This is a genomic window from Streptomyces sp. Y7 (genome assembly GCF_043195415.1).
Lineage (GTDB): Bacteria > Actinomycetota > Actinomycetes > Streptomycetales > Streptomycetaceae > Streptomyces.
Genome location: NZ_JBIDDQ010000002.1, coordinates 212,925 through 235,023, shown reverse-complemented (window position 1 = coordinate 235,023; position 22,099 = coordinate 212,925). Strand labels below are relative to the sequence as shown.

The 22,099-nt window shown below is 70.2% G+C and carries 23 protein-coding genes; 11 read left to right on the top strand and 12 right to left on the bottom strand.

Annotated elements, in window-relative coordinates; translation table 11 throughout:
- Window positions 1–37: 37 nt before the first annotated feature.
- Window positions 38–826, bottom strand: coding sequence for an SAM-dependent methyltransferase (locus ACGFW6_RS07055; protein WP_393505511.1), 789 nt, complete (start codon window positions 824–826; stop codon window positions 38–40).
- A 392-nt stretch (window positions 827–1,218) separates the two neighbouring features.
- On the opposite strand from ACGFW6_RS07055, the gene fdh reads away from it, so the two are divergent.
- From fdh to nrfD, 3 genes are read left to right on the top strand one after another with little or no spacing between them, the layout of a single operon-like run.
- Entirely contained in the window at window positions 1,219–4,476 is a 3,258-nt protein-coding gene (gene fdh / locus ACGFW6_RS07050; protein WP_393505509.1) for a formate dehydrogenase, read from the top strand.
- Window positions 4,473–5,435, top strand: coding sequence for a 4Fe-4S dicluster domain-containing protein (locus ACGFW6_RS07045; protein WP_393505507.1), 963 nt, complete (start codon window positions 4,473–4,475; stop codon window positions 5,433–5,435). Before fdh ends, ACGFW6_RS07045 begins: the two co-directional genes overlap by 4 nt.
- Window positions 5,432–6,379: an NrfD/PsrC family molybdoenzyme membrane anchor subunit gene (nrfD, locus tag ACGFW6_RS07040; RefSeq protein ID WP_393505505.1), complete on the top strand. Its 948-nt coding sequence runs from the start codon at window positions 5,432–5,434 to the stop codon at window positions 6,377–6,379. Before ACGFW6_RS07045 ends, nrfD begins: the two co-directional genes overlap by 4 nt.
- Before the next feature lie 78 nt (window positions 6,380–6,457).
- Here the strand turns inward: nrfD and ACGFW6_RS07035 are convergent, their stop codons facing one another.
- From ACGFW6_RS07035 to ACGFW6_RS07010, 6 genes are all read right to left on the bottom strand, one after another.
- Window positions 6,458–6,814 (bottom strand): hypothetical protein, encoded by a 357-nt coding sequence (locus tag ACGFW6_RS07035; protein WP_393505503.1) that lies wholly within the window; start codon window positions 6,812–6,814, stop codon window positions 6,458–6,460.
- Between the two features lie 228 nt (window positions 6,815–7,042).
- A complete protein-coding gene (locus ACGFW6_RS07030) occupies window positions 7,043–7,531 on the bottom strand; it encodes an MSMEG_6728 family protein (RefSeq protein ID WP_393505501.1) in 489 nt (162 codons plus the stop codon).
- Window positions 7,532–7,542: 11 nt separating this feature from the next.
- The gene (locus tag ACGFW6_RS07025) at window positions 7,543–7,797 is read right to left on the bottom strand and encodes a DUF2945 domain-containing protein (RefSeq protein WP_393505499.1); all 255 of its coding nucleotides are present in this window, start codon (window positions 7,795–7,797) and stop codon (window positions 7,543–7,545) included.
- Between the two features lie 32 nt (window positions 7,798–7,829).
- Window positions 7,830–8,711, bottom strand: coding sequence for an SDR family oxidoreductase (locus ACGFW6_RS07020; RefSeq protein ID WP_393505497.1), 882 nt, complete (start codon window positions 8,709–8,711; stop codon window positions 7,830–7,832).
- Between the two features lie 136 nt (window positions 8,712–8,847).
- Window positions 8,848–10,467, bottom strand: coding sequence for a phytoene desaturase family protein (locus ACGFW6_RS07015; RefSeq protein WP_393505495.1), 1,620 nt, complete (start codon window positions 10,465–10,467; stop codon window positions 8,848–8,850).
- Window positions 10,460–10,954: an SRPBCC family protein gene (locus tag ACGFW6_RS07010; protein WP_393505493.1), complete on the bottom strand. Its 495-nt coding sequence runs from the start codon at window positions 10,952–10,954 to the stop codon at window positions 10,460–10,462. Before ACGFW6_RS07010 ends, ACGFW6_RS07015 begins: the two co-directional genes overlap by 8 nt.
- A 577-nt stretch (window positions 10,955–11,531) precedes the next feature.
- On the opposite strand from ACGFW6_RS07010, the gene ACGFW6_RS07005 reads away from it, so the two are divergent.
- Window positions 11,532–12,539 carry a hypothetical protein gene (locus ACGFW6_RS07005; RefSeq protein ID WP_393505491.1) on the top strand — a complete coding sequence of 336 codons (1,008 nt, stop codon included), beginning with the start codon at window positions 11,532–11,534 and terminating at the stop codon, window positions 12,537–12,539.
- A gap of 58 nt (window positions 12,540–12,597) precedes the next feature.
- On the opposite strand, the gene ACGFW6_RS07000 is transcribed toward ACGFW6_RS07005, so the two are convergent.
- From ACGFW6_RS07000 to ACGFW6_RS06985, 4 genes are all read right to left on the bottom strand, one after another.
- Window positions 12,598–13,209, bottom strand: a complete 612-nt coding sequence (locus tag ACGFW6_RS07000; RefSeq protein WP_393505489.1) for a dihydrofolate reductase family protein — start codon at window positions 13,207–13,209, stop codon at window positions 12,598–12,600.
- Between the two features lie 74 nt (window positions 13,210–13,283).
- On the bottom strand, window positions 13,284–14,126 hold the full coding sequence (locus ACGFW6_RS06995; RefSeq protein WP_393505487.1) for a helix-turn-helix domain-containing protein: 843 nt from the start codon (window positions 14,124–14,126) through the stop codon (window positions 13,284–13,286).
- 115 nt (window positions 14,127–14,241) lie between these two features.
- Window positions 14,242–14,478 carry a hypothetical protein gene (locus ACGFW6_RS06990; RefSeq protein ID WP_393505485.1) on the bottom strand — a complete coding sequence of 79 codons (237 nt, stop codon included), beginning with the start codon at window positions 14,476–14,478 and terminating at the stop codon, window positions 14,242–14,244.
- Window positions 14,479–14,779: 301 nt separating this feature from the next.
- The gene (locus ACGFW6_RS06985; RefSeq protein ID WP_393505483.1) at window positions 14,780–15,022 is read right to left on the bottom strand and encodes a hypothetical protein; all 243 of its coding nucleotides are present in this window, start codon (window positions 15,020–15,022) and stop codon (window positions 14,780–14,782) included.
- 503 nt (window positions 15,023–15,525) lie between these two features.
- Between ACGFW6_RS06985 and ACGFW6_RS06980 the strand changes: the two genes are divergently transcribed.
- The 5 genes from ACGFW6_RS06980 (at window position 15,526) to ACGFW6_RS06960 (ending at window position 18,431) form a co-directional block, all read left to right on the top strand.
- A complete protein-coding gene (locus ACGFW6_RS06980; protein WP_393505481.1) occupies window positions 15,526–16,587 on the top strand; it encodes a YihY/virulence factor BrkB family protein in 1,062 nt (353 codons plus the stop codon).
- A 134-nt stretch (window positions 16,588–16,721) separates the two neighbouring features.
- Window positions 16,722–17,036: a phosphatase PAP2 family protein gene (locus ACGFW6_RS06975; RefSeq protein WP_393505479.1), complete on the top strand. Its 315-nt coding sequence runs from the start codon at window positions 16,722–16,724 to the stop codon at window positions 17,034–17,036.
- Between the two features lie 245 nt (window positions 17,037–17,281).
- Entirely contained in the window at window positions 17,282–17,701 is a 420-nt protein-coding gene (locus ACGFW6_RS06970) for a phage holin family protein (RefSeq protein ID WP_393505477.1), read from the top strand.
- A complete protein-coding gene (locus ACGFW6_RS06965) occupies window positions 17,698–18,168 on the top strand; it encodes a DUF3618 domain-containing protein (RefSeq protein WP_393505475.1) in 471 nt (156 codons plus the stop codon). Before ACGFW6_RS06970 ends, ACGFW6_RS06965 begins: the two co-directional genes overlap by 4 nt.
- A complete protein-coding gene (locus tag ACGFW6_RS06960; protein WP_393505473.1) occupies window positions 18,165–18,431 on the top strand; it encodes a DUF4235 domain-containing protein in 267 nt (88 codons plus the stop codon). Before ACGFW6_RS06965 ends, ACGFW6_RS06960 begins: the two co-directional genes overlap by 4 nt.
- A 21-nt stretch (window positions 18,432–18,452) precedes the next feature.
- Here the strand turns inward: ACGFW6_RS06960 and ACGFW6_RS06955 are convergent, their stop codons facing one another.
- The gene (locus tag ACGFW6_RS06955; protein ID WP_393505472.1) at window positions 18,453–20,015 is read right to left on the bottom strand and encodes a serine hydrolase domain-containing protein; all 1,563 of its coding nucleotides are present in this window, start codon (window positions 20,013–20,015) and stop codon (window positions 18,453–18,455) included.
- Between the two features lie 108 nt (window positions 20,016–20,123).
- Between ACGFW6_RS06955 and ACGFW6_RS06950 the strand changes: the two genes are divergently transcribed.
- Together ACGFW6_RS06950 and ACGFW6_RS06945 are read left to right on the top strand one after the other, a co-directional pair.
- Window positions 20,124–21,344 (top strand): sensor histidine kinase, encoded by a 1,221-nt coding sequence (locus ACGFW6_RS06950; protein WP_393505470.1) that lies wholly within the window; start codon window positions 20,124–20,126, stop codon window positions 21,342–21,344.
- On the top strand, window positions 21,335–21,982 hold the full coding sequence (locus tag ACGFW6_RS06945) for a response regulator (RefSeq protein ID WP_393505468.1): 648 nt from the start codon (window positions 21,335–21,337) through the stop codon (window positions 21,980–21,982). Before ACGFW6_RS06950 ends, ACGFW6_RS06945 begins: the two co-directional genes overlap by 10 nt.
- Window positions 21,983–22,099: the final 117 nt, after the last annotated feature.

Here is a 22,099-nt window from a genome sequence, read left to right as displayed (position 1 = left end):
TCCGCGCACATCGTGCTCGGCTCCGGGAGAGAGCGGTTCAGCGGATGCGAGCCACACCCGCGTAGATGCCGCTTTCCTCCGACACGTTGGCCGGGGCGGAGGCGAACCAGTCCGTCGCCGTCACCAGGCCGGGTGCCACGAGGTCCAGGCCGTCGAAGAAGCGCTCGACTTCTCCGCGCGGGCGGAAGGCGAGCTGGATGCCGCCCTTGGCGTACTCGGCGACGACCAGTTCGACGAGTTCCGGAAACAGGTCGGACGCGGCGTGCGACAGGATCAGATAGCTGCCCGACGGCAGCGTGTCGACCAGGGCACGGACGATGCCGTGGGCGTCCTGTTCATCGGGGATGAAGTGCATCAGCGCGATGAGTGACAGCGCGATGGGGCGGTCGAACTCCAGAACGTGCCGGGCATGCCGCACGATGGCTTCCGGGTCACGCACATCGGCCTGGATGTAGTCGGTCGCTCCGGAGGGGTGGCTGATCAGCAGCGCCTCGGCGTGACGCAGCACGATCGGGTCGTTGTCGGTGTAGACGACCTTGGCCGACGGCACGACGTTCTGCACGATCTGGTGGAGATTCGGCTCCGTCGGAATTCCCGTGCCTATGTCCAGGAACTGGTCGATGCCCTGCGCCGCGAGCCATGCGGCTGCCCGGTGCATGAACTGCCGGTTCTGCCGAGCGGCGGCTCGGGCCTCGGGCGGCAGCATCTCGCCGACCGCCTCGTCGACCGGGTAGTTGTCCTTGCCGCCGAGCAGCCAGTCGTAGACCCGCGCAGGGTGTGCCTTGCTGGTGTCGATCGGCAGGGACGGCTGGGGGTTGGTCGTCATCGCAGCTCCATCGCGCCGGTGGGGGAGGTTCGATGATCGTACTCGGGTTCGACATCTGCCCTGCGTGCAGGGCGACTTGGGCTCGCGACGGGGCGAGGAAGCCGGCTCGCCTCAGTGGTCGCAGGGCGCCCCGCACGCAACCGGGCCGGCCTCGGCCGCTCAGTGGCCATCCCGAGGGACAGGCTCCCGAGGGTCCTGCCCGCCGTGGCCTCCGAGGGGACCGGGGAGACCGGCGTTTGACGGGCACAGGCCGGGGATACCCGCGAAGCGCTCTGAACGATTGCCCAGGTGGAGGGCGCTGACCGTCGGCGTCTGCCCGGACGCCCGCCGTCACGGCGAGAGCCGCGACACCCGCCACACGCGGGAGCGAGAAAGGGACAGGACCTCGAGCCATGAACGCCTTCGAACCGTTGCGTCGCTGGCCTGTCTACCGTCAGCTCACCGGCGGTGACCCGCTGGGGCGCGGCCGGGCCGCCTCGTCCCGGCGCACCGAGTCGCTCCGCCCTCGCACGGCCGACGCCGACCGGGTGGTGAAGTCCGTCTGCCCCTACTGCGCGGTCGGCTGCGGACAGCAGGTCTACGTCAAGGACGACCGGGTCGTACAGATCGAGGGCGACCCCGACTCCCCCATCAGCCGGGGACGGCTGTGCCCCAAGGGGTCGGCGACGCTCCAGCTCACCACCGGCTCCGGCCGCCGCCACCAGGTCCTGTACCGGCGCCCGTACGGCAGGGAGTGGGAGCCGCTCGACCTCGAGACGGCGATGGACATGGTCGCCGACCGGGTGATCGAGACCCGGCGGCGCACCTGGGAGTGGGAGCACGAAGGGCTGCGCACCGCCCGCACCCTCGGCATCGCCAGCCTGGGCGGCGCGACCCTCGACAACGAGGAGAACTACCTCATCAAGAAGCTGCTCACGGGGCTCGGCGTGGTGCAGGTGGAGAACCAGGCCCGGGTCTGCCACAGCTCGACCGTCGCCGGGCTCGGCACCAGCTTCGGACGCGGCGGCGCGACCACGTTCATGCAGGACCTCCAGCACGCCGACTGCATCGTCATCCAGGGCTCCAACTTCGCCGAGGCCCACCCCGTCGGCTTCCAGTGGGTGATGGAGGCCAAGACGCGCGGCGCCACCGTCATCCACGTCGACCCGCGCTACACGCGCACCAGCGCCCTCGCCGACCTGCACGTCCCCCTCCGCGCCGGAAGCGACATCGCCTTCCTCGGCGGGATCATCCACCACGTCCTGAACGAGGAGAAGGACTTCCGCGAGTACGTCGTCGCCTACACCAACGCGGCCACGATCGTCAGCGAGGACTTCCGCGACACCGAGGACCTGGACGGCGTCTTCTCCGGCCTCGACGAGGAGAACCGGCACTACGACCCGTCGAGCTGGCGCTACGAAGGCGAGCTGCTCCAGCAGCCGACGGGCGAGGTGGACGAGCAGTACGAGGAACGCGTCGGCCGCGATGCCCACACCCCCGGGGGCTCGGAGACCCACGGCTCCGGCGGCGCGCAGGCCCATCCGGCGCCCGATCGCGACGAGACGCTCCAACACCCTCGCTGCGTGTACCAGATCCTCAAACGGCACTACGCCCGCTACACCCCCGACCTCGTGGAACAGGTCTGCGGCGTCCCCAAGGAGACCTTCCGCCGGGTCTGCGACGCCCTCACGTCCAACTCCGGCCGCGACCGCACCAGCGCCTTCGTCTACGCGGTCGGCTGGACCCAGCACTCCACCGGTTCGCAGTACATCCGTGCCGCGAGCGTCCTCCAGCTGCTCCTGGGCAACATCGGCCGGCCCGGCGGCGGCATCCAGGCCCTGCGCGGACACGCCTCCATCCAGGGCTCGAGCGACATCCCCACCCTGTTCAACCTGCTGCCCGGCTACCTGCCGATGCCACACGCCCACGCTCATGAGACGTTCGACGACTTCATGGCCGCCAGCCGCACGGGCAAGGGCTTCTGGGGCGACATGCGCGCCTACTTCGTGTCCCTGCTCAAGGCCTACTACGGCGACGCCGCCACCGCCGCCAACGACTACTGCTTCGACCACCTGCCCCGTCTCACCGGCTCCCACAGCACGTACGACACCGTCATGGCCCAGCTCGACGACGTGTGCAAGGGCTACTTCCTGATGGGGGAGAACCCCGCCGTCGGCTCCGCCAACACCCGCCTGCAACGCCTGGCCATGGCCCACCTGGACTGGCTGGTCGTCCGCGACTTCTCCCTGATCGAGTCCGCGACCTGGTGGCAGGACGGCCCCGAGATAGAGACCGGCGAACTGCGCACCGAGGAGATCGGCACGGAAGTGTTCTTCTTCCCCGCCGCCGCGCACACCGAGAAGTCCGGCTCCTTCACCAACACCAACCGCTGGCTCCAGTGGCACCACGCCGCCGTCGAACCCGAGGGCGACGCCCGCAGCGACCTGTGGTTCATGTATCACCTCGGCCGCCGCCTGAAGGAGCGCCTCGCCGCCTCCACCGACCCGATGGACCGCCCCGTACAGGACCTGACCTGGGACTATCCGGTGGACGGCCCGCTGGCCGAGCCGATCGCCGCCGCCGTCCTCGCCGAGATCAACGGCCACGGCCCCGACGGCGCCCCCCTGACCGCCTACACCGAGCTGAAGGACGACGGCTCCACCCGCTGCGGCTGCTGGATCTACTGCGGTGTCTACGCCGACGGCGTCAACCATGCCGCCCGCCGCACCCCGCACACGGAGCAGGACTGGGTCGCCGCGGACTGGGCCTGGGCCTGGCCCGCCAACCGGCGCATCCTCTACAACCGGGCATCCGCCGCACCCGACGGAACTCCCTGGAGCCCCCGCAAGGCATATGTGTGGTGGGACTCCGACGCCGGGAAATGGACCGGGCACGACATCCCCGACTTCATCCCCGACCGCCCGCCGGGTCATGTGCCCGCCGACGACGCCACCGGGCCGGACGCCCTGCGCGGCGATGACCCGTTCATCATGCAGGCCGACGGCAAGGGCTGGCTGTACGCTCCGGCCGTCCTGGAGGACGGCCCGCTGCCGACGCACTACGAGCCGCAGGACTCACCCTTCACCAACGCCCTGTACCCGGCCCGCTCCCGCTCCCCGGTACGGCAGTTGCTGCCGCGCGAGGGCAACCGGTACCACCCCAGCGGCGACGAACCCGGCGCCGACGTCTACCCCTACCTCGTCACCACGCACCGGCTCACCGAGCACTTCACGGCGGGTGGGATGAGCCGCTGGTCGACGTATCTGTCCGAACTCCAACCGGAGTTCTTCTGCGAGGTCTCCCCGGCCCTCGCCGCCGAACGCGGCCTGGAACACGGCGGCTGGGCGACCGTCATCACCGCCCGCAACGCCGTCGAGGCCCGGGTCCTGGTCACCGAGCGGATCGTCCCGCTGACCGTGCAGGGCCGCACCGTCCACCAGATCGGGCTGCCCTTCCACTGGGGGCCCAACGGGGTCGCCCCCGGCGACGCCGCCAACGAGCTCGTCGCCATCGCACTCGACCCCGACTCCCACATCCAGGAGGACAAGGCGCTCACCGCCGATATCCGCCCCGGCCGCCGCCCGAGGGGACCCGCGCTGCCCGCGCTGGTCGCCGACTACCGGCGCCGCGCCGGCATCACCGCCGCCACCGGAACGGAGCGGGGACGATGAACCTCTTCGACCGAGATCTGTACACCGGCCACCAGCTCAGCGGTCCGGAACCCGATCCGGCGGCCGACGCCGGCCACCTTGACCCCCCGCCCCGCGTCGGCTTCTTCACCGACACGTCCGTCTGCATCGGCTGCAAGGCGTGCGAGGTCGCCTGCAAGGAGTGGAACGCCATCCCCGACGACGGAATGGCCCTGACCGGGATGTCGTACGACAACACGCAAGAACTCGGCGCGTCCACGTGGCGGCATGTGGCCTTCATCGAGGAGAAGGTGGAGCGGGCGCCGGAACCGGCGCCGCCCGCGCCCGACGGCCGCACCGAGTTGCCCCTGGCCGACGCGTCCGGCGCCGGACCGGCCGGCTCGGACACCGGCGAACTGCGCTGGCTGATGTCGTCCGACGTGTGCAAGCACTGCACCCACGCCGCCTGCCTCGACGTCTGCCCGACCGGCTCCCTCTTCCGCACGGAGTTCGGCACGGTCGTCGTCCAGGAGGACATCTGCAACGGCTGCGGTTACTGCGTCCCCGCCTGCCCCTACGGCGTCATCGAACAACGCCCCGATGACGGCAGGGCGTTCAAGTGCACCCTGTGCTACGACCGGCTGGGCGCCGGGCAGGAACCTGCCTGCGCCAAGGCATGCCCCACCGAATCCATCCAGTACGGCCCCCTGGACGAACTGCGGGAGCGGGCCGCCGCCCGCGTCGAACAGCTCAAGGCCGACGGAGTGCCCGGTGCCCGCCTCTACGGCGCCGACCCCGACGACGGTGTGGGCGGTGCGGGAGCGTTCTTTCTCCTTCTCGCCGAACCCGAGGCCTACGGCCTGCCGCCCGACGCGCAGGTCACCACGCGCGACCTGCCCGCCATGTGGAAGCACGCCGCCCTGGCGGCCCTGTCCCTCACTGCCGGCTGCGCGGCCTCCTTCGTGCTGCCCGCCCTGGCCCGGAAGGGGCGCGGCCGATGAGCCCCCGCAAGCGAAGCGGCGAACAACTGATGGTGGACCGGGCCGAGTTCACCTCGTACTACGGCCGCCCGGTCATCAAGGCCCCGTCCTGGTCGGCACGGGACATCGCCGGCTACTTCTTCCTCGGCGGACTCGCCGGCGCCGGCTCGGTGCTGGCCGCCGGGGCCCAGCTCACCGGCCGCCGTAGGACCGCCGCCGCGATGAAACTGTCGTCGGTGACCGCGGTGTCCCTCTCCGCGGCGGCCCTGGTGCACGACCTGGGACGCCCGGCCCGCTTCTCCCACATGCTCCGGGTCGTCAAACCGACGTCCCCGATGAGCGTGGGGTCCTGGCTGCTCGCCGCGTACGGACCCGCCGCGGGGGCCGCCGCCCTGAGCGCGGTGACCGGTCGCGCGCCCAGGACGGGAGCCGCCGCCACGGGGCTCGCGGCGGCCCTGGGCCCGGCCGTCGCCGCGTACACCGCCGTGCTGGCCGCCGACACCGCCGTTCCCGCCTGGCACGGCGCCCACCGGCAACTGCCGTACCTGTTCGCCGCGTCCGCGACCGCGGCCGCCTCCGGCATGGCACTGGTCGCCGCACCGCGCGCAGAGAACGCGCCCGCGCGGTGGGCTGCCGTCCTCGCGGCCGCGGGGGACACGCTCGCGGCCATGGCGGCCGAGCGCGACCTGGGACCGCTGGTCGCGGAGACCTGGCGACAGGGACGCGCGGGCCGGCTGCTGCGGGCCGCACGCGTGCTGACCCTGGCCGGTGGAGCGGGCGCCGCGCTCCTCGCCGGACGCGGCCGTCCCGCCGCCGTGGCGTCCGGCCTCACCCTCCTCGCGGCTTCCGCCTGCACCCGCTTCGGCGTCTTCGCCGCCGGCGTCGCCTCGGCCCAGGACCCCAAGTACGTCGTCGTACCGCAACGCGCCCGCTTGGACGCGGGTGACCGGCCGCAGGAGCGATAGCCGTTCCGTGTGAAGGACGTCGATGCTTCACAAGTCGGCGTACGGATTCCGGCTGAGTACCGTGGCGCCGGCCGTTCCTCAAGCCGCCGTGGTCAGTGCGGTGGCCGTCGCGATGGCCGTGTCGGCGCGGGCAGGGATGACCAGCCCGATGTCTGTGGCGTCGGTGCCGGCGGCGAGGAGGCGCCGTACGGGGGCGCTACGAGCGGCCACGGACATCACCAGGCCGAGGTGACTGCAGAGGTGGTGGGTGCGGAGCACCAAACTGAGCGCCGTCGGGGTGGGCGAGGGCTGGTCGAGGACGACGACAACGGACGCCGGCTTGTGCACATGCACGAGATCGTTGATCCGAGCAAGCAGGGTGGCTCGCATGGCGATGCCGGGGTTGCCGTGCATCGTGATGACGAGCACACCTCGCTCGATCGTGTGAGACATCATCACGTTCGGTCCTTTCCATACGGTACCCGCCCATAAGCGAACTACCCGGTATTCGGCATTGAATGCGACGCGGCCATCGCGACGGCGGGACTTGGGGAACGGCGTGCCACCTCGGCGACGACGTGCGCAGGCTGGAGCCAGCTGACGCTGCATCATGAGGCGGCAGGTGCTGCTTGTGGAGGCACGTCTGCCTCTCTTGTCGCTCAAGGCTCGCGACGCCCGCACGTTTCACCTCTCGGCGGGCACGTGGCCTGGTTCGCGGTCCGATGCCGGCCACACGTAGGGCAGGTCGTCGGGGACGCCGGGAAAGAGGGCGGCGTACACGTCGCGGTCCTTGCGGACCAGTGCGGAGCGGTGGCTCTCGTGGAAGGGCTCGTCGCCGAGCCAGGGCGGCAGTTCGCCGACGGCCGCCAGCTCCGCCTGGTCGCGGACCACGGCGCCCGGCCGATGCGCGGCGAATCCGGCGACCAGGGAGGCCGCGCAACTGTCCTGGTGTCCTTGGTCCCGCCAGACCCGGCAGATGTCCAGGCCGTAGCGTACGAGTGCCTCCTCGTACCCGGTCCACATCCGTACCGCCGGGTGCCGGCGCCACCCGTAGCCAGGGACGGTCAGTCCGCGCAGGACCTGCAGGGCCTCGACCCGCTGTTTGCCCAGTCGGCGCCGGTCGAGGAGCAGGGCGGTCTCCCGGAAGTCGGGATGGGGCAGGAACGTCTGCATCGGTCGCCCGCTCACTTCTTGCGCAGCGCGGACGGCTTGTGCACCGCCGACCTGCCGGAGCGGTCGCTGCGTACCTGGTACTGCGGGTCATCGGGCGAGGCGTCCACGGTGCGGCCCGCGGCCTCGGTGCGTCGGGTGATCTTCCGCTCCACCGTGCCTTCGGTGGTGCTGCCGTGGCTGTTCCAGGTGACCTCGTCCCCTTGGGTGAGCCGTCGGCCCTTGTCCTGTCCGCTCGTTCCCTTTGCCTTCTTGGCCTTCTTCGTCATCGTGATCGCTCACTCTCTCGGTTTCGGCGGCTTCACCGATTGCCGGCGGATGCCGCACGGTCGGCCAGGCCACCGGCGCCGAGTGGTCCGGTGTACTGGCATGCCTGCTGGGCCTCCATGCGAGGGAGTGCGCGGCGTGACACGCGCAGCACCACGGATGGCAGAGCCGCGCGCACCGGCTGGATCAGACGCAGCCACGCCGGGGCGTACACGGCCGTACGACGGCACTCCAGGCCCCGCACCAGGCGGGCGGCAACCGTGTCCACCGGGTACACCCGACGCGCCGGCGGGGGCATGTGGGCGCGCAGTTCGCGCAGGACCGGGTACTGGTCGGCGTCGCGGATCATGTCGGTGTCCGTCCAGTTGATGTAGGCGATGCCCACGCCGACCCCTCGATGCGCCACCTCTGCCCGCATCGCGTGCGCGAAGGACTCCACGCCCGCCTTGGAGGCGCAGTAGGCGCTCATCAAGGGGGAGGCCCCGATCGACGCCAGCGAGGCGATCTGGAGGAAGTACCCGGCGGTGTCGAGGAGGTCCGGGAGGAAGGCGCGGGCCGTGTGGGCGCTGCCGGTGAGGTTGACGTCGATGACGCGGCTCCAGGAGGCCGGGTCCGAGATGAGGAACGGGCCGCCTTCCGCGATGCCCGCGTTCGCCACCACCGCGGAGGGCCTGCCCAGTTCTGCCCGCACCGTACGGGCCGCGGTGTCCAGTGCGGTGGGGTCGGTGACGTCGACCTCGACGGCCAGAGCCGGGCCCGGCAGGGATGCGGCCACCGCCTCCAGGGCGGCACGCTCGTGGCCGAGCAGGGCCACTCGGGCGCCCCGTCGGGCGATTTCGTGGGCCAGCGCCGCGCCCAGGCCGCGGGCGGCCCCGGTGACGACGACCGTACGGTCGGCCAGCGGACTGATACGCACCTGCTGCCCCTTCCTTCCGGTTCGAGCGGCCGTCCTGTCAGTCACTTCCCTGTGAGGGTGCTGTTCGGTTGCGGGTCGCTCCGACTGTGTCGGCGATTGCGCGGGCCGTCCCTGCCCGGGTGCGTTGTCTGGGTCGTCACCGCCTGGCTCCGGTGCGGTCGCGGTGGGTCAGGAGCTGCTGGGCGCGGGCGAGGCCCGGAGGCCGGTGACGGTGCAACGCGGCTCGTGCGGCGTTGGCGCCCGGCGCGCCGTGCACGCCGCCGCCCGGGTGGGCCCCTGCGGAAGCCAGGAAGAGACCCGGTACGGGAGTCTCCGGGCGTCCGGTGCCGGGCACGGGGCGGAAGACGAGTTGCTGGTGGATGGCGGTCGTGCCCCCGTTGATGGCACCGCCGCACAGATTGGCGTCGAGCGCTTCGAGGGTGGGGGGTGCCAGGACGCGGCGGGCGCGGATCAGCGAGCGGAAGCCGGGGGCGAAGCGTTCCACCTGACGCTCGACCCGGTCGGCCATGACTTCCTGGTCCCTGGTGTCCCAGCGGCCGGTGATGCCCTCTTCCGCGGCGTCGGCGGCGGTCTCCCGGGGCACGTGGGTGTAGGCCCACGCCGACTCCGTGCCCAGCGGGGAGCGGGTGGTGTCGGCGGTGGTCATCTGGCCGAACAGCAGGAACGGGCGATCCGGCACCTGCCGCATCGCGATCTGCGCGGCGAAGCGCGTGAGTTCGTCCATGCCGTCGGCGAGGTGCACGGTCCCCGCCCGCGAGGCCTGGTCCGCCTGCCAGGGCACCGGGCCGTCGAGCGCCCAGTCCACCTTGAAGGTGGCGAAGTCCCACTGGAAGCGGCGCAGATCGTCCAGGAACTGGGCCGGCACGTGCTCCCGGTCGAGGAGTTCGCCGTACAGGGCGGGCACGGACACGTCGGCCAGGACCGCCCGGCGGGCCCGCACCGTGTCGCCGGCCGCTGTCCTCACACCGACAGCCCGCCCGCCGCGGACGTCGATCCGCTCGACGCGCTGCCCGCAGCGAATGTGCCCGCCCCGCGTCCTCAGGCGCAGGGCCAGTGCCTGGGTCAGTGCCCCGGAGCCGCCGACGGGGACCGGGAAGCCGTACGTCTGCCCCAGCATGGACATCAGCCAGCCGAAGCCGCCGCTGCCCGCCGCCTCGGGGGCGAGGTCGGCATGCAGGGCGTTCCCGGCCAGCAGCAGGCGTCCGCCCTGGCCGCGGAACTCCTCCTCTCCCAGTCGGCGCACCGGTAGCACAAGGGAGCGAGCCATGCGCAGTCCGCCCGCGGCCCGCAGCCGGAAGAGCAGCCGCGCCGCCGAGCGGACCGGCGGGAACGGGGTGAACAGGGAGTTCAGCAGGTCCGGGTGCAGGCGCTGCCACAGGCCGTGGAGCCGACGCCAGGCGGCTCCGTCGCCCGGTGCGAAGGCGTCGAGGGAGGCCGCGGTGATGTCGACGTCCCGGTCCAGCACGGCACAACTGCCGTCGGTCAGGGGGTGTGCCAGCACGCTGGGCGCGTGGCTCCACCGCAGCCCGTGGTCGGACAGGCGCAGCGCCGCCAGGACCGGCGAGGCGGCCGCGAGCGGGTAGAAGGAGCTGAAGAGGTCGTTGACGAAGGCAGGGTCGACACCGCGGTCGTGGCGCACGGCGCCGCCCGGTTCCGGCTGTTCCTCCAGTACGTCGACGCTCCATCCGGCGTCCGCGAGCAGGTTGGCGGCCACCAGGCCGTTGGGGCCGGCGCCGATCACCACGGCGTCAGGCATGGCCGGCTCCCTCCGCGCGCCGCACGGCATCCGCGACCGCCGACCTCTCGCCCTGCTCCTCGTTCTCACACAGCCGGGCGAGGCGGGCGAGCATGGCGCGGTGGCGCAGGTGGATCAGCGGTTCGAAACCGACGTTGTGCAGTCGGCCGCCCGCCCCCTGGAGGGGGTGTTCGTCCACGATCACCAGGCACTGCTCGCCCCACGGCCGCAACTCGATGAAGATCCGTGCCGTGCCCAGCGCGCCGGCATGGGCCTCCAGCTCCAGGCAGACGCCTTCCTCATGGCGGCGCACGACCGTCTCGTTGACCAGCTGGAACGGACCGATCCGCACTTCGTAACGGATCGCCGAGTCGAGGTGCGGCCATTGCCCGCGCGCCGGGCGGGACCGCGAGGTTCCCACCACCCACTGCGCATACCGCCGGCCGTCGGCGAGGACGGCCCATACGGTGCTGGGGCTGGCGTGTATCAGACGATGACGAACGGCCACGGAGACCTCCAGGTGCCTCGTCCGGTTTTGTCCGTCGGCCCCGAGCCGAGTGCCCGCACCTCACGGGCCCAACCAGCACCACTGGCCCCGATCGGGTCGCTCGATCGAGGGCTGCAGCACCGCTGCCCGGACCCGATGACCGTGAGACCCGCCTGCTCCGCCAGCCAGTGCGCGTACGGCTCCCGCAGTGGGCGGCCGTCGACGCTGACGCTGCATACGCCGCACTGCGGCGACGGAAGCGAACTCGGCGTATGCGCAGACCCTGGAGCACCGCGGCGACCGAACTCCACGTGACGGCGCGCGGTGCGCAGGGGAGTGCGGGATCCGGAGTCCGGAAGCCGGGGTAGGCGGCGCTGCTGGACATGCCAGGACCGCGTCATGGCCCGTCACCGCAGGTCACCGCGCCCGCGGCGTGATCGCGACCGCGCAGCCGGTCGTGACGTGGATGCCCCGGGAGGCCAAGCTGCGGCCCACCTGTCGCCCCCAGTGAGATGTGAACCAGCGCCGTGATCTACGCCCACCTCCCTCGCGTGTTCGAATTATCGTTCGATAATGTGGGGTGTGGGAGGTGAGGCTGATGACCGAGGACATGCCTGTGCGCCAGAGGGCCACGGTGATGCATGTGCGCTGCCCGGACCGGCTGCCAGAGGAGACCTACCGACAGGTCCTCGACCTGCTCGCGGAGCTTTCACCGGTCGTGCAGGCCCTGCCACCGAGCGCCGCGCTGGTGGAGCTGAAGGGCGCGTTGCGCTACCACGGCACCGACGCCCGACACCTGGGGGAGATGCTGCGGGTACGCACCCTCTCCCGCCTCGGGGTCGACGTACGGATCGGCATCGGAACGTCGATCACGGTCGCGGCAACGGCCTCCGCCCAGGTCGAGGAGCCCGGCGGCGTCCTTGCCATCGCCCCCGACCAGGTCACGGCCTGGCTGAGCGCCCTGCCGGTCGACGCCCTGCACGGCATCGGGCACGCCCAGACCGCGGTCCTGACCGACTACGGCATCCACAGCGTGGGCCTGCTCGCGGCTGTCCCGCCCGCGACCGTGCAGCGCCTGCTGGGCGGGCGCGCCGGCCGCACGGCCGTCGACCGGGCCCGCGGCATCGACCCCCGCCCCGTCGTCCCGCGGGACCTGCCCGCCGCCGCGACCGTCCGCCACACCTTCCCCCGGCACACCCTGGACGGTGCCGAGGCCCGAGCGGCCCTGCTCGAAGTCGTGGTCCGGCTCGGGCTGCTGCTCCGCGGCCGCGACCAGGCGGCTCGCGCCCTGACCCTGAAGCTGGCCTTCGCCGGCGGCGGCACGTGGGAGAAGACCCGCCGCCTCGCCGAGCCGTCCGCACACGACGACGACCTGCGCCTGGTCGCCTACCGGATGATGGACGCCGCCGGTCTCCAACGCGGCCGTCTGACGGCGCTGACGCTGAAGGGAGAGGACCTCATCGGCGCCGACCAGGTCGCCCAGCAGATCACCCTCGACGACGCCCGCGAAGCCCGGCTGGTGGCCGAGGAAGTCGCCGACCGCGTCCGGGACAAGTTCGGTGCCCGCGTCATCGGCCCCGCCGCGGTCTTCCGCCGGGCCTCATGACACAAGTGACCCGGTTCGACCTCCAACGGCCGTGAACACAAGCGGAGATGAAGGATCTCTAGCGGCGCACCTTGAACCTCAGGTGAAGGACTCCGTCGCCCTGGAGGACCACGTGGGGATCCTCCAGCAGCTGCTGCCCGTCGATGCCGCCGAAATAGCGTTTACCCGCCCCGAACACCACCGGCACCACGTCCATCGCCACCTCGTCCACGAGACCGGCCGCGAAGATCTGTCCGCCCACGTCACCGGCATTCACGCCGACGGTTCGGTCCCCGGCGAGCTTCTGGGCTTGGGCGATCGCAGCTGTCACGTCATCGACGAAGTGGTACGACGCCTCGGGATGCCAGCCCTCGGGCTTGGGCCGGTGGGACACCACAACCACGTGGTCGCCCGCGGGTGGCTGACCCTCCCAACCGTTCACCAGGTCGAACAGATTGCGGCCCATCACAATGGCGCCGATCGCCTTCCACATCGGCCGGACATACTCCGCCGAGGCACTCGAGACTTTGAAGCCGCTTTGAGCGCCTGAATGATCGTATTTCTGGCTCATGTCTTCGGTGATCGGAGTGTCACCGTTGAAGTACCAGTCGTGGAGTGGCCCGACCTGGTCGTTCTCGTCGGCGATGAAGCCGTCCACCGATACGACGCTGTGCATGATCACGGTGCTCACGGGTTCTCCTCGAGTCTTCTCGCGCGGTTACTCCCGGATCGTGCCGTCGCAACGGCGATCGGGCTTGTAAAAAATCAATCGGCGGGCATCGGACCGCTGTCCGGCGGGAACCCCGGATCGGCGGGGAATCGGCGCCGCAGAGCCAGGTATTGCGTGGGGGTGTGGCCGGTGAAGTCCTTGAATTCCCTGGTGAAGTGGGCCTGGTCGAAGTAGCCCGCCGTTTGCGCGAGGCCGGCCCAGTCGACCGGGTGCGGGGCGTCCACGGAAAGGATCAGGCGTGCGAAGCGGTAGATCCGTGCCACGCGTTTCGGGGTGACCCCGACGTGAGACTTGAACTGCGTGGCCAGGTGATTGCCACTCACTCCGGCGGCATCGGTCAGCGCACCGACCGGGACCGCGCCGTAGGTGGTCTCCAAACGCCCACCTGTGTACTGGACCAGATCGAGACCGCGAGCCGGTGCGTCGGGGAGCCGCGCTCGCAGCTCCTCTTCCAATGCCTGCAGCATTTCATCGGCCGATGCGATGCCGCCGACCTGATTTCGGATCCGATCCACCGACCCTCGCCAGACGGCGTCGACCGGCACCCATCGGTCCCGCAGCTCGGTCGCCGGCATCTCGACGAACGGCGATATCCCCCAGGGCTTGAAATGCACGCCGACGACGCGCACACATGCGGGGTACTCGACGACGAAACGCCTGGTCCATACACCCATGAACCACCCGTCGGTGAAGACGGCCGGCGGCACCGAAGGGATCGAATCCCACAGGCGGACAGGGTCACCCAGATTGAGGAACAGATGTGCCGACGGCATTGGCGGGACGTTCATCCGCCGGTGGCGCGGCACACCCGTCAGGCAGTAGATGTCGTCGATGAAGCGGTCGAGCGGCGGGGCGGGCACCCGGCCGACGTATTCCATGGGTTCAGTGTGGCCGACGCGGATTCGGTGTGCGAGGGGGTCGCCGACCCTGCCGTCGGTCACCTCTCCGCCGTGACCTGTGCCGTTGAAAATCGCGAGCAACGCCGCTGCGAGGCTATTCGGTCTCCGGATCGGAAGGCGCGGCCTCGCGCAGGTCCGGAGTCAGTCCGAGGCGGTATCGCAGCAGGAGCAGGGCGGTGGTGTCGGCGAGAGGCGCCAGCCGCGTCAGGAGTCCCGGGATCACGGTGTCGTCCCCGGTACGCACGGCGATCACGATGTCATCGATGAGGGCGCGTGCCGGTTCCTGGACGGGGTGACTGTCGACGAGTGGTACTGCTGGCTGTCTGCGCATGCCATCGCGTACCCGCTCTGCGAGCGCCTATCGTCACCGGTTCGGGTGACTTCCAGGAGGGGAGGAGATCCTGCTCGGCCTTCGTACAGCGGCGCGCCCCACCTGGACGCCAGGAACTACGTCCGTTCCACGGTGTGTGGGTCGACGGCGGACGGGAGGGGAGTGGGGGCGAGAGGTGGGTTGAGGAGGAGGATGATGCCGCCGATGTGCCCCCTCAGCGAGCTTCAGGCGCGTAAAAAGAAGCAGCGGGTCGTCGAGACCCGCTGCCACGGAGGGTATTCCCCTCCTCTGTCGTGTGATCTCAGTTCTGACCGCGCGGGGCGTGGCCGGCCGGGTTCTGGTTCTCGCTCTCCTGCGTGAGCCCGCCACCCGTGCAGCTCGGCTGCTGGCCGCCCGGCTGCTGACCGCCGTTATTGGTGCACTGGGTGTCAACCGGCTGGATCTTGGCGTCAGCGACACCTGCCCCGCCGATACCCAGCGCGAACGCTGCGGCGGCCGCGGCGAGTGCAGCTCCCAGCCGCTTGGCTGTCAGGGTGCTCGACATCTTGACTCAGCCTCCCCTTTTGGCTGCGCGATAGAGTCCTCCATCGCTTGTCCTCGGCAACGCTTGTAGTGCCCCTGAGGCATGTCAAACGGTGGGCCGTATGGTGGACATGTCGTCTCATTTCTCCTCAGTGCAGTTGCGAGCGCCGGATCATCTTCGTGCTCTGCCGTGATCAAGTGTGCTGATCAGGCACACTGCCGCGGCTCCCTCGGCCGCGCATCCCGCCAAGTGATCGCCACGCGGCTCTGCCCAGGTCAGAGCGCCTTTTGGATGGGGGACCCTATGCGAGTGGTCAGCGCCCCCGGCGTTCCCTCACTCGGTCGATCGGCCCGATGCTGTGATGAGGGTTCGGCCGGGCCGGCGTCCGGCCGACCGGGCGCGTCGTGGTCTGCGCGCCTCCGTGGACACCGATGCTCACGTCCGTCGGCACGGCGAATCGACAACGCAGACCGTTTTGTCGCTTATGCGGGCATAGGTCGACGCGAGTCGGTTACCCGGCCGGAATGGTACGGACGTTGAAACTGAATGGTAGGCACGGCGGGCGCGCAGCGGTTGCTCGGAACGAGCAGGCCGTGGACGAACCCGAGGCCGGGCCGGACGAGAAGGTGGAGCAGCGGGCGCCGGACACTCCGACGGATCTGCCCAAGCGCTCCTGGGGGACGGCACTGAAAGGCACCCTGAAGGAGTTCAAGAAGGACGAGCTCACCGACCGGGCTGCGGCGTTGACGTACTACTCGATCCTGGCGATGTTCCCGGCGCTGCTGGCGCTGATCTCGTTGCTCGGGGTCGTCGGGCAGTCGGCGACGCAGCAGGTGCTGGACAACATCCAGAAGCTCGCCCCGGGTGCGGCCCAGGACGTCCTGCGCAGCGCGGTACAGCAGATGCAGGGCAAGGCCGGGATCGGCTCGATCATGGCGATCGTGGGACTGGTGTTGGCGGTGTGGTCGGCCTCCGGCTATGTCGCCGCGTTCATCCGGACCGCGAACGCTGTCTACGACGTTCCCGAGGGCCGCTCGGTGTGGAAGGTGCTGCCGGTCCGCGTCGGCGTGACCGTCGTCCTGATGGTCCTGGCCGTGGTCAGCGCAGTGATCGTCGTTTTCACGGGCGGGCTGGCTCAACAGGTGGGCGAGACGCTCGGCGTCGGCGACACGGCTTTGACGGTGTGGGCGATCGCGAAGTGGCCGGTGCTGGTGGTTCTGGTCACGATCATGATCGCGATCCTGTACTGGGCGACGCCGAACGCCAAGGTCCGTGGCTTCCGCTGGATCACGCCGGGCAGTTTCCTGGCGTTGGTGATCTGGCTGATCGCCTCGGCGGGATTCGCCTTGTACGTGGCGAACTTCGCTTCCTACAACAAGACCTACGGCACCTTCGCCGGCGTGATCATTTTCCTGGTGTGGCTGTGGATCACCAACCTGGCGATCCTGCTCGGTCTGGAGTTTGACGCGGAGTTGGCACGCCAGCGCGCCGTCGCAGGCGGACATCCTGCCGACGAGGAGCCCTACGTCGAGCCGCGTGACACCAAGAAGTGGGACGAGGAGGACCGTCGCCGTCTTGAGTCCTGAGGGCACGGGAACACCGCTCGCGTTCCGGCTTCGTTCCAGGGCGCCTCGCAGCGACTCAGCGGCTCAGCGCCACCTGAGGCCGACGTATGGACGGGTCAGGTCCGCCAGGACTGCGGACGGAAAGTCGACTGGGCATGGGCACGATAGCGAGTCTGCGTGAAGGGGACCGCCGACTGGCCAGGAAGGCGATCGCCCGAGGGCCGGTGTGGGCACAGTTCGGCCTTCCCCTCAGGCACACGGTCGCGGCCTTCGCCTTCCCAGGCGCCGTGGCGCCGGGTTGGCCCGCCGCCGGAGTCGTCTGCGGGGCGTGGGCGGTGCTGGTGGCGGGGGAGCGGGTGCACAGCGGTGCCCACTACCCCTCTGACGTGGCCGCCGGCGCAGTGCTCGGTCTTGCTGCGGCCGCCCTCGTACGGGCTGCACCGCATCTGCTGGGGAGACGGGTGCTCTGACGGTGGTGATGAGCCGTCATGGGGTACTTGGGGCCGGGACCTGGACCCGAAGTCCTGAGACCCGAGCCCTCGGACCCGGTCCTGAGACCCGAGTGCTGAGACCCGGGTTCCGGATAGGGAATCCGACGTGGGAAGGAGAGATCGCTGCTGGTCGTTCTCGGCGAGCGGATCGTTCGCGAATGCCACCGAACATCCCGTCAATCCCGTCAATCCCCTCAACACCGACGAAGGAATGGTGAGGACTCATGACAGCGGACGGTTCCACCCGCACCGGCGACAAGGCGCAGGAACCGGTCGGTGACCTGGTTCAGCGTGCGTCGCAGCAACTGTCGCAGCTGGTGCGCGACGAAATGCGGCTGGCGCAGGCGGAGATGACCGAGAAGGGCAAGAGGTTCGGCAAGGGCGGCGGACTGTTCGGCGGCGCCGGCCTGGTGGGTGTCCTCACCCTGCAGGCGCTCGTGGCCACTGTGATCGCCGCGCTGGCCCTGACCCTGGACGTGTGGGTGGCGGCACTGATCGTCACCGGCGCGCTGGCCGTCATTACCGCCCTGATGGCCGCTTTCGGCAAGCAGCAGATCCGCAAGGCGACCCCGCCGAAACCCGAGCAGACGCTGGACAGCGTCAGGGCTGATGTGGTCGAGATCAAGGAGAAGGCGCAGCGATGACCCAGGACAAGCAGCGCACCGGTGATGACACAACACCGACCCCCGAGCAAATGCGCGAGCAGGTCGAGGCCACGCGCGAGGAGCTCGGCGAGACCGTGGAAGCGCTCGCGGCGAAGGCCGATGTGAAGACCCGAGCCCAGGAGAAGACGACGGCCGTCAGGCAGCAGGTCACCGAGCAGGCCGGCCACCTCCGGACTCAGCTGCGGGACAAGGCGACGCACGCCGCTCACGCGGTGCAGGACAGGACCCCTGAGCCGGTACGCACCAAGGCCGCCGCTGCCACCGGGCAGGTCCGTGACACGGCTGCGCACGCCGCAGAGCTGGCCCGTGAGAAGGCTCCGGAGCCGGTGCGTGAGAAGGCCGACCAGGGCAGGCGGTTGGCGCGCGCCAACCGGACACCGCTGATCGCCGCGGGTGGCGCGCTGCTCGCGCTGCTGCTCGTACGGCGTGTCAGGAGGCAGCGATGAAAGCCTCGAAGGTCGCCTACAAACCGATCGGTCTGGCCCTCGGAGCCGTCAGCGGTGTCGTGGCCGGCGGAGTCTTCAAACAGGTCTGGAAAAAGCTCGGTCACGACGAGGACGCCCCTGATGCCACCGACGAGGAGCGCACATGGCGCGAGATCCTGTCGGCAGCGGTGCTCCAAGGCGCGATATTCGCGGGCGTGAAAGCAGCAGTCGACCGGGGAGGGGCCGTCGCGACCCGACGCCTGACCGGCACGTGGCCCGGTTGACCGCTCTTCCTCCTCGTTCTGTCAGCCGGGCTGGGTGGTCTGGTACTCGTCCTTTGCACTAGGCGCTTCGTGCCGGGCGCGATGGCCGATGCGGTGCCGAAGCAGAGCGAGGGCCCGTGCGGTGACGACCGCGGTGGAGGCGAGTGCGCCGGCGCCCGCGAAGATGACCAGGGCGGGCCAGGCGTAGGCGGTCTGGACAAGGGTTCCGGAGCGGTTCATCAGCAGGCCCAGGAGCGAGGCGAGTTGCACCAGGAAGAGGATCGGAAGGGCGTGGGGCAGCAGTCGTAGCGCCACACTCCACCAGCGTCGCCGTACGGTGTGCCGCGCCCAGCGTCCTGCGCGGAGCACGCCGCGGATGCCGAGGCCCACCGCCAGCAGTGTGAAGGCCGCCAGAACCCAGTCGGCTGTCATCGAAAAGGGCTTGGCCACCTCGGGGCTTGTGCCCTGGGCCAGGTCGATGAGACCCTGCGCGATCTGAGGGGCGTCGTCTCCGGCAATCAGGCCGGTGTTGGTGACGACTGCGATCCCGATCTCGCTGTCGGGCAGTAGAACCGCCATCGAGTTGTGGGTCAGAAGCTGTCCCGTGTGCTGGATCTCCTGGGGCCCGTCAGGGCGCCCTTCCTCGGCCGGGGTCACCCGCCAGCCCATTGCGTAGTCGCTGTCCTTCGGCGCCGTCGGCGGGGTGTGCGTGAGCTTGATGGTCTGCGCGGTGGCGATACGTCGACCGTTGGCGGACACGCCCTGGTGGTTCTGGGCGATCAGCCACTGGGCGAAGTCGTCGGCGGTGGTCACGACACCGTGTCCGCCCGCGGCGAACCAGCGAGGGTGTGGCCGGGCGAACGTCCCGCCGTAGGCGCGGACATACCCGCGCGCCTGGTCGGGCATCTCGGTGGTGGAGTTGACGGAGGTGGTGCGCGTCATCCGCAGCGGTTCGAAGAGATGGGCGGACATGTAGTCGGCGAAGGGGCGGCCGCTCACGACCTCGACCAGCCGAGCCGCAACAAAGTAATTGGGGTTGTGGTAGCTGTACTTGGAACCCGGCGTGGAGGCGAGGTGCGCCTGGCGCATCGCGGCGACCGCCTGTTCAAGGGTGTGCGGTTGGGCGCGGGTCAGATCCGGGTAAGCGGAGTCGGCCATGCCGGAGGTCTGGGTCAGCAGCTGCCGGACGGTGATCTCCTCGAAGCGACGGTCGGCCATGGTGAATTCGGGCAGGTAGCGGTGCACGGGCTGATCGAGGTCGACCTTGCCCGTCTCGACCAGCTGCATGACGGCGAGCGCGGTCATGGACTTCGACAGCGACGCCACGGGCAGACGCGTCCTCGGTGTCATGGCCTGGCCGGACGCGGTGTGCCCGTACCCCGCGGTGTGCACGACCCGGTCACCCTTGGTCACGGCGACCACCGCACCCGGCAGGCGGGTCTGCTGCAGGTAGTCGTGCACGAAACGGTCGATCGAGGCCGGATTCAAGGTGGCGGTGGACTGCGCGGCCGTGGAGGTGGGCACGGCCGCCACGGCGAGACCGAGCGCGACCGTGAGGGCAGCCAATCCACGACGGAGGCGGGTGCTGACGGTGAACAGCTTCATGGGGACAGTGCACCGGTCCGTCCCCCGCCGACGCACTGGCGTGCACGGGAGTCGCAAGGTAGTGCGGGCACTACTGCTTCAAGATCCTGAGCTCGCTACGGTCGAAGGATGCGACATCGAACCGCCTGGCAGGCGCTCGGCCAGAACCCGCTGAAAGTGCTCGGTTCCAGCTGGCCCTGGAGGTCCCTCGCCTATCTGCTGTCCGGCGTCGTCTTCGGTGCGGTCACCAGTGCCGTTCTGGTGGCAGCGCTGGTCGCGGGGATCGTCTCGCTGGTCGTACTGGTGGGGGCGGTGATTCTTCTCGGCGTCGCACTGTCCGGCGTCGTGGTCACGCGCCTCGAACGGTGGCGTCTGCGGTTGGTGGACCTGGACCCGGTGCCGGACCCGCACCGGGCCGCTGAGCGCCCGGGACTCGTCGGTTGGCTTCGGACCCGGCTGCGGGAGCCGGCGACCTGGCGCGAACTCGGCTTCACGGCCGTGTCCGTGACCGCACTGTGGTGGATGGATCTCCTCGTCCTGGGCTTCGCCCTGGCCGTCCCCGTACTGGTGATGATGTCGCCCCTGGACGATCCCGGCGCCTGGCCACTGGTGTTCGTCGGACTCTGCCTGCTCGCCGCCGCGCCGTACACCATCACCGCATGGGCGGGCGCCAGGGCTGCGATCACGCGCCTCATGCTGGCCCCGCGCGACAGCGAACTCGGCCGTCGGCTCACCGACGTGCGGGCCTCCAGAGCCCGTCTGGTCGACGCCTTCGACGCGGAACGCCGCCGTATCGAGCGGGATCTGCACGACGGGGCGCAGCAGCGGTTGGTCTCCCTCAACGTGATGCTCGGGCTGGCCCGCCTCGACGCCGAGCCGGACTCCGCTCTGGTCGGGCAACTTGAAAAGGCCCAGGAGCAAGTCGCCCTCGCCGTCGACGAGTTGCGTGAACTCAGTCGTGGCGTGCACCCGAAGGCCCTCACCGATCACGGCCTGGCCGCGGCGGTCGAAAACCTCGCGGGCCGCTCGGTTCTGCCGGTGACGGTCGACATCAGCCTGCCCCACCGTGTGCCCATCTCCGCTGAGACCACGGCGTACTTCGTGATCGCCGAAGCGCTGACGAATGCCACCAAGCACAGCGAGGCGACGCGGGTGGAGGTGCACGCCCGCCTGCACACCGACCTGCTCACGCTGTCCGTCGGAGACAACGGCGTCGGCGGCGCCACACCGGAGGGGGGAACCGGCCTGACCGGCCTGGCCGACCGCGTCGCCGCTGCGGATGGCCGACTCCGGATCTCCAGCCCGAACGGCGGGCCTACGCTGCTGCACGTGGAGCTGCCATGCCGCTGACCGTCGTAGTCGCCGAGGACTCCCCGCTGATGCGGGACGGCCTCGTCGGGGTGCTCACTCGCTTCGGCCACCAGGTGCTCGCCGCCGTGGGCGACGCGGGCGACCTGATCACCGCCGTACGAAAGCATCGTCCCGACATCGTCGTCACCGACGTCCGCATGCCACCGGAGAACACCGACGACGGCCTGCGCGCCGCCGTGGCCCTACGCCAGGAGCACCCCACCCTGCCGATCCTGGTCCTCAGCCAGTACATCGAGCAGTCCTACGCCGCCCACCTGCTCGACCTGGGCAGCGACGCCGGGATCGGCTACCTCCTCAAGGACCGGGTCAGCGCCGTCAGCGAGTTCGTCGACGCGGTCGCCCAGGTCGCCGCGGGCGCGACGGTCGTGGACCCCGAAGTGGTCCGCCAACTCCTCAACCGCCGCCACGACCCCCTGCAGCGCCTCACTCCACGCGAGCGCGAGGTTCTCGCTCTGATGGCCGAGGGCCGTAGCAACAACGAGATCGCCGGCAAGCTGTACGTCACCGGGGCAGCGGTGAACAAGCACGTCAGCAACATCCTGCAGAAACTGGACCTGCACATCGACGGCGAGGGACACCGCCGCGTCCTCGCCGTCCTCACCTACCTCCGTGCATGACCACTGGACCGATCCGGGCCGCAGGCAACGGCGACGTTCCGAGCCTCGGCGATCCGACCCCCTCCTTGGCACTGCTCACCCGGCAAGTGGTTCCTCGCCCCCTTGGCGCGGGGCGCC

Excerpts from the sequence above, each read along its gene's own strand:
- ACGFW6_RS07035 (WP_393505503.1), bottom strand. The coding sequence starts at position 6,814 with ATGATGTCTCACACGATCGAGCGAGGTGTGCTCGTCATCACGATGCAC.
- ACGFW6_RS06975 (WP_393505479.1), top strand. The coding sequence starts at position 16,722 with ATGGGCACGATAGCGAGTCTGCGTGAAGGGGACCGCCGACTGGCCAGG.
- ACGFW6_RS06970 (WP_393505477.1), top strand. The coding sequence starts at position 17,282 with ATGACAGCGGACGGTTCCACCCGCACCGGCGACAAGGCGCAGGAACCG.
- ACGFW6_RS06985 (WP_393505483.1), bottom strand. The coding sequence starts at position 15,022 with ATGTCGAGCACCCTGACAGCCAAGCGGCTGGGAGCTGCACTCGCCGCG.
- ACGFW6_RS07055 (WP_393505511.1), bottom strand. The coding sequence starts at position 826 with ATGACGACCAACCCCCAGCCGTCCCTGCCGATCGACACCAGCAAGGCA.
- ACGFW6_RS06995 (WP_393505487.1), bottom strand. The coding sequence starts at position 14,126 with ATGGAATACGTCGGCCGGGTGCCCGCCCCGCCGCTCGACCGCTTCATC.
- ACGFW6_RS06950 (WP_393505470.1), top strand. The coding sequence starts at position 20,124 with ATGCGACATCGAACCGCCTGGCAGGCGCTCGGCCAGAACCCGCTGAAA.
- ACGFW6_RS06990 (WP_393505485.1), bottom strand. The coding sequence starts at position 14,478 with ATGCGCAGACAGCCAGCAGTACCACTCGTCGACAGTCACCCCGTCCAG.
- ACGFW6_RS06965 (WP_393505475.1), top strand. The coding sequence starts at position 17,698 with ATGACCCAGGACAAGCAGCGCACCGGTGATGACACAACACCGACCCCC.
- ACGFW6_RS07045 (WP_393505507.1), top strand. The coding sequence starts at position 4,473 with ATGAACCTCTTCGACCGAGATCTGTACACCGGCCACCAGCTCAGCGGT.
- fdh (WP_393505509.1), top strand. The coding sequence starts at position 1,219 with ATGAACGCCTTCGAACCGTTGCGTCGCTGGCCTGTCTACCGTCAGCTC.
- ACGFW6_RS07015 (WP_393505495.1), bottom strand. The coding sequence starts at position 10,467 with ATGCCTGACGCCGTGGTGATCGGCGCCGGCCCCAACGGCCTGGTGGCC.
- nrfD (WP_393505505.1), top strand. The coding sequence starts at position 5,432 with ATGAGCCCCCGCAAGCGAAGCGGCGAACAACTGATGGTGGACCGGGCC.
- ACGFW6_RS07030 (WP_393505501.1), bottom strand. The coding sequence starts at position 7,531 with ATGCAGACGTTCCTGCCCCATCCCGACTTCCGGGAGACCGCCCTGCTC.
- ACGFW6_RS06960 (WP_393505473.1), top strand. The coding sequence starts at position 18,165 with ATGAAAGCCTCGAAGGTCGCCTACAAACCGATCGGTCTGGCCCTCGGA.
- ACGFW6_RS07005 (WP_393505491.1), top strand. The coding sequence starts at position 11,532 with ATGACCGAGGACATGCCTGTGCGCCAGAGGGCCACGGTGATGCATGTG.
- ACGFW6_RS06980 (WP_393505481.1), top strand. The coding sequence starts at position 15,526 with ATGGTACGGACGTTGAAACTGAATGGTAGGCACGGCGGGCGCGCAGCG.
- ACGFW6_RS07025 (WP_393505499.1), bottom strand. The coding sequence starts at position 7,797 with ATGACGAAGAAGGCCAAGAAGGCAAAGGGAACGAGCGGACAGGACAAG.
- ACGFW6_RS06945 (WP_393505468.1), top strand. The coding sequence starts at position 21,335 with ATGCCGCTGACCGTCGTAGTCGCCGAGGACTCCCCGCTGATGCGGGAC.
- ACGFW6_RS06955 (WP_393505472.1), bottom strand. The coding sequence starts at position 20,015 with ATGAAGCTGTTCACCGTCAGCACCCGCCTCCGTCGTGGATTGGCTGCC.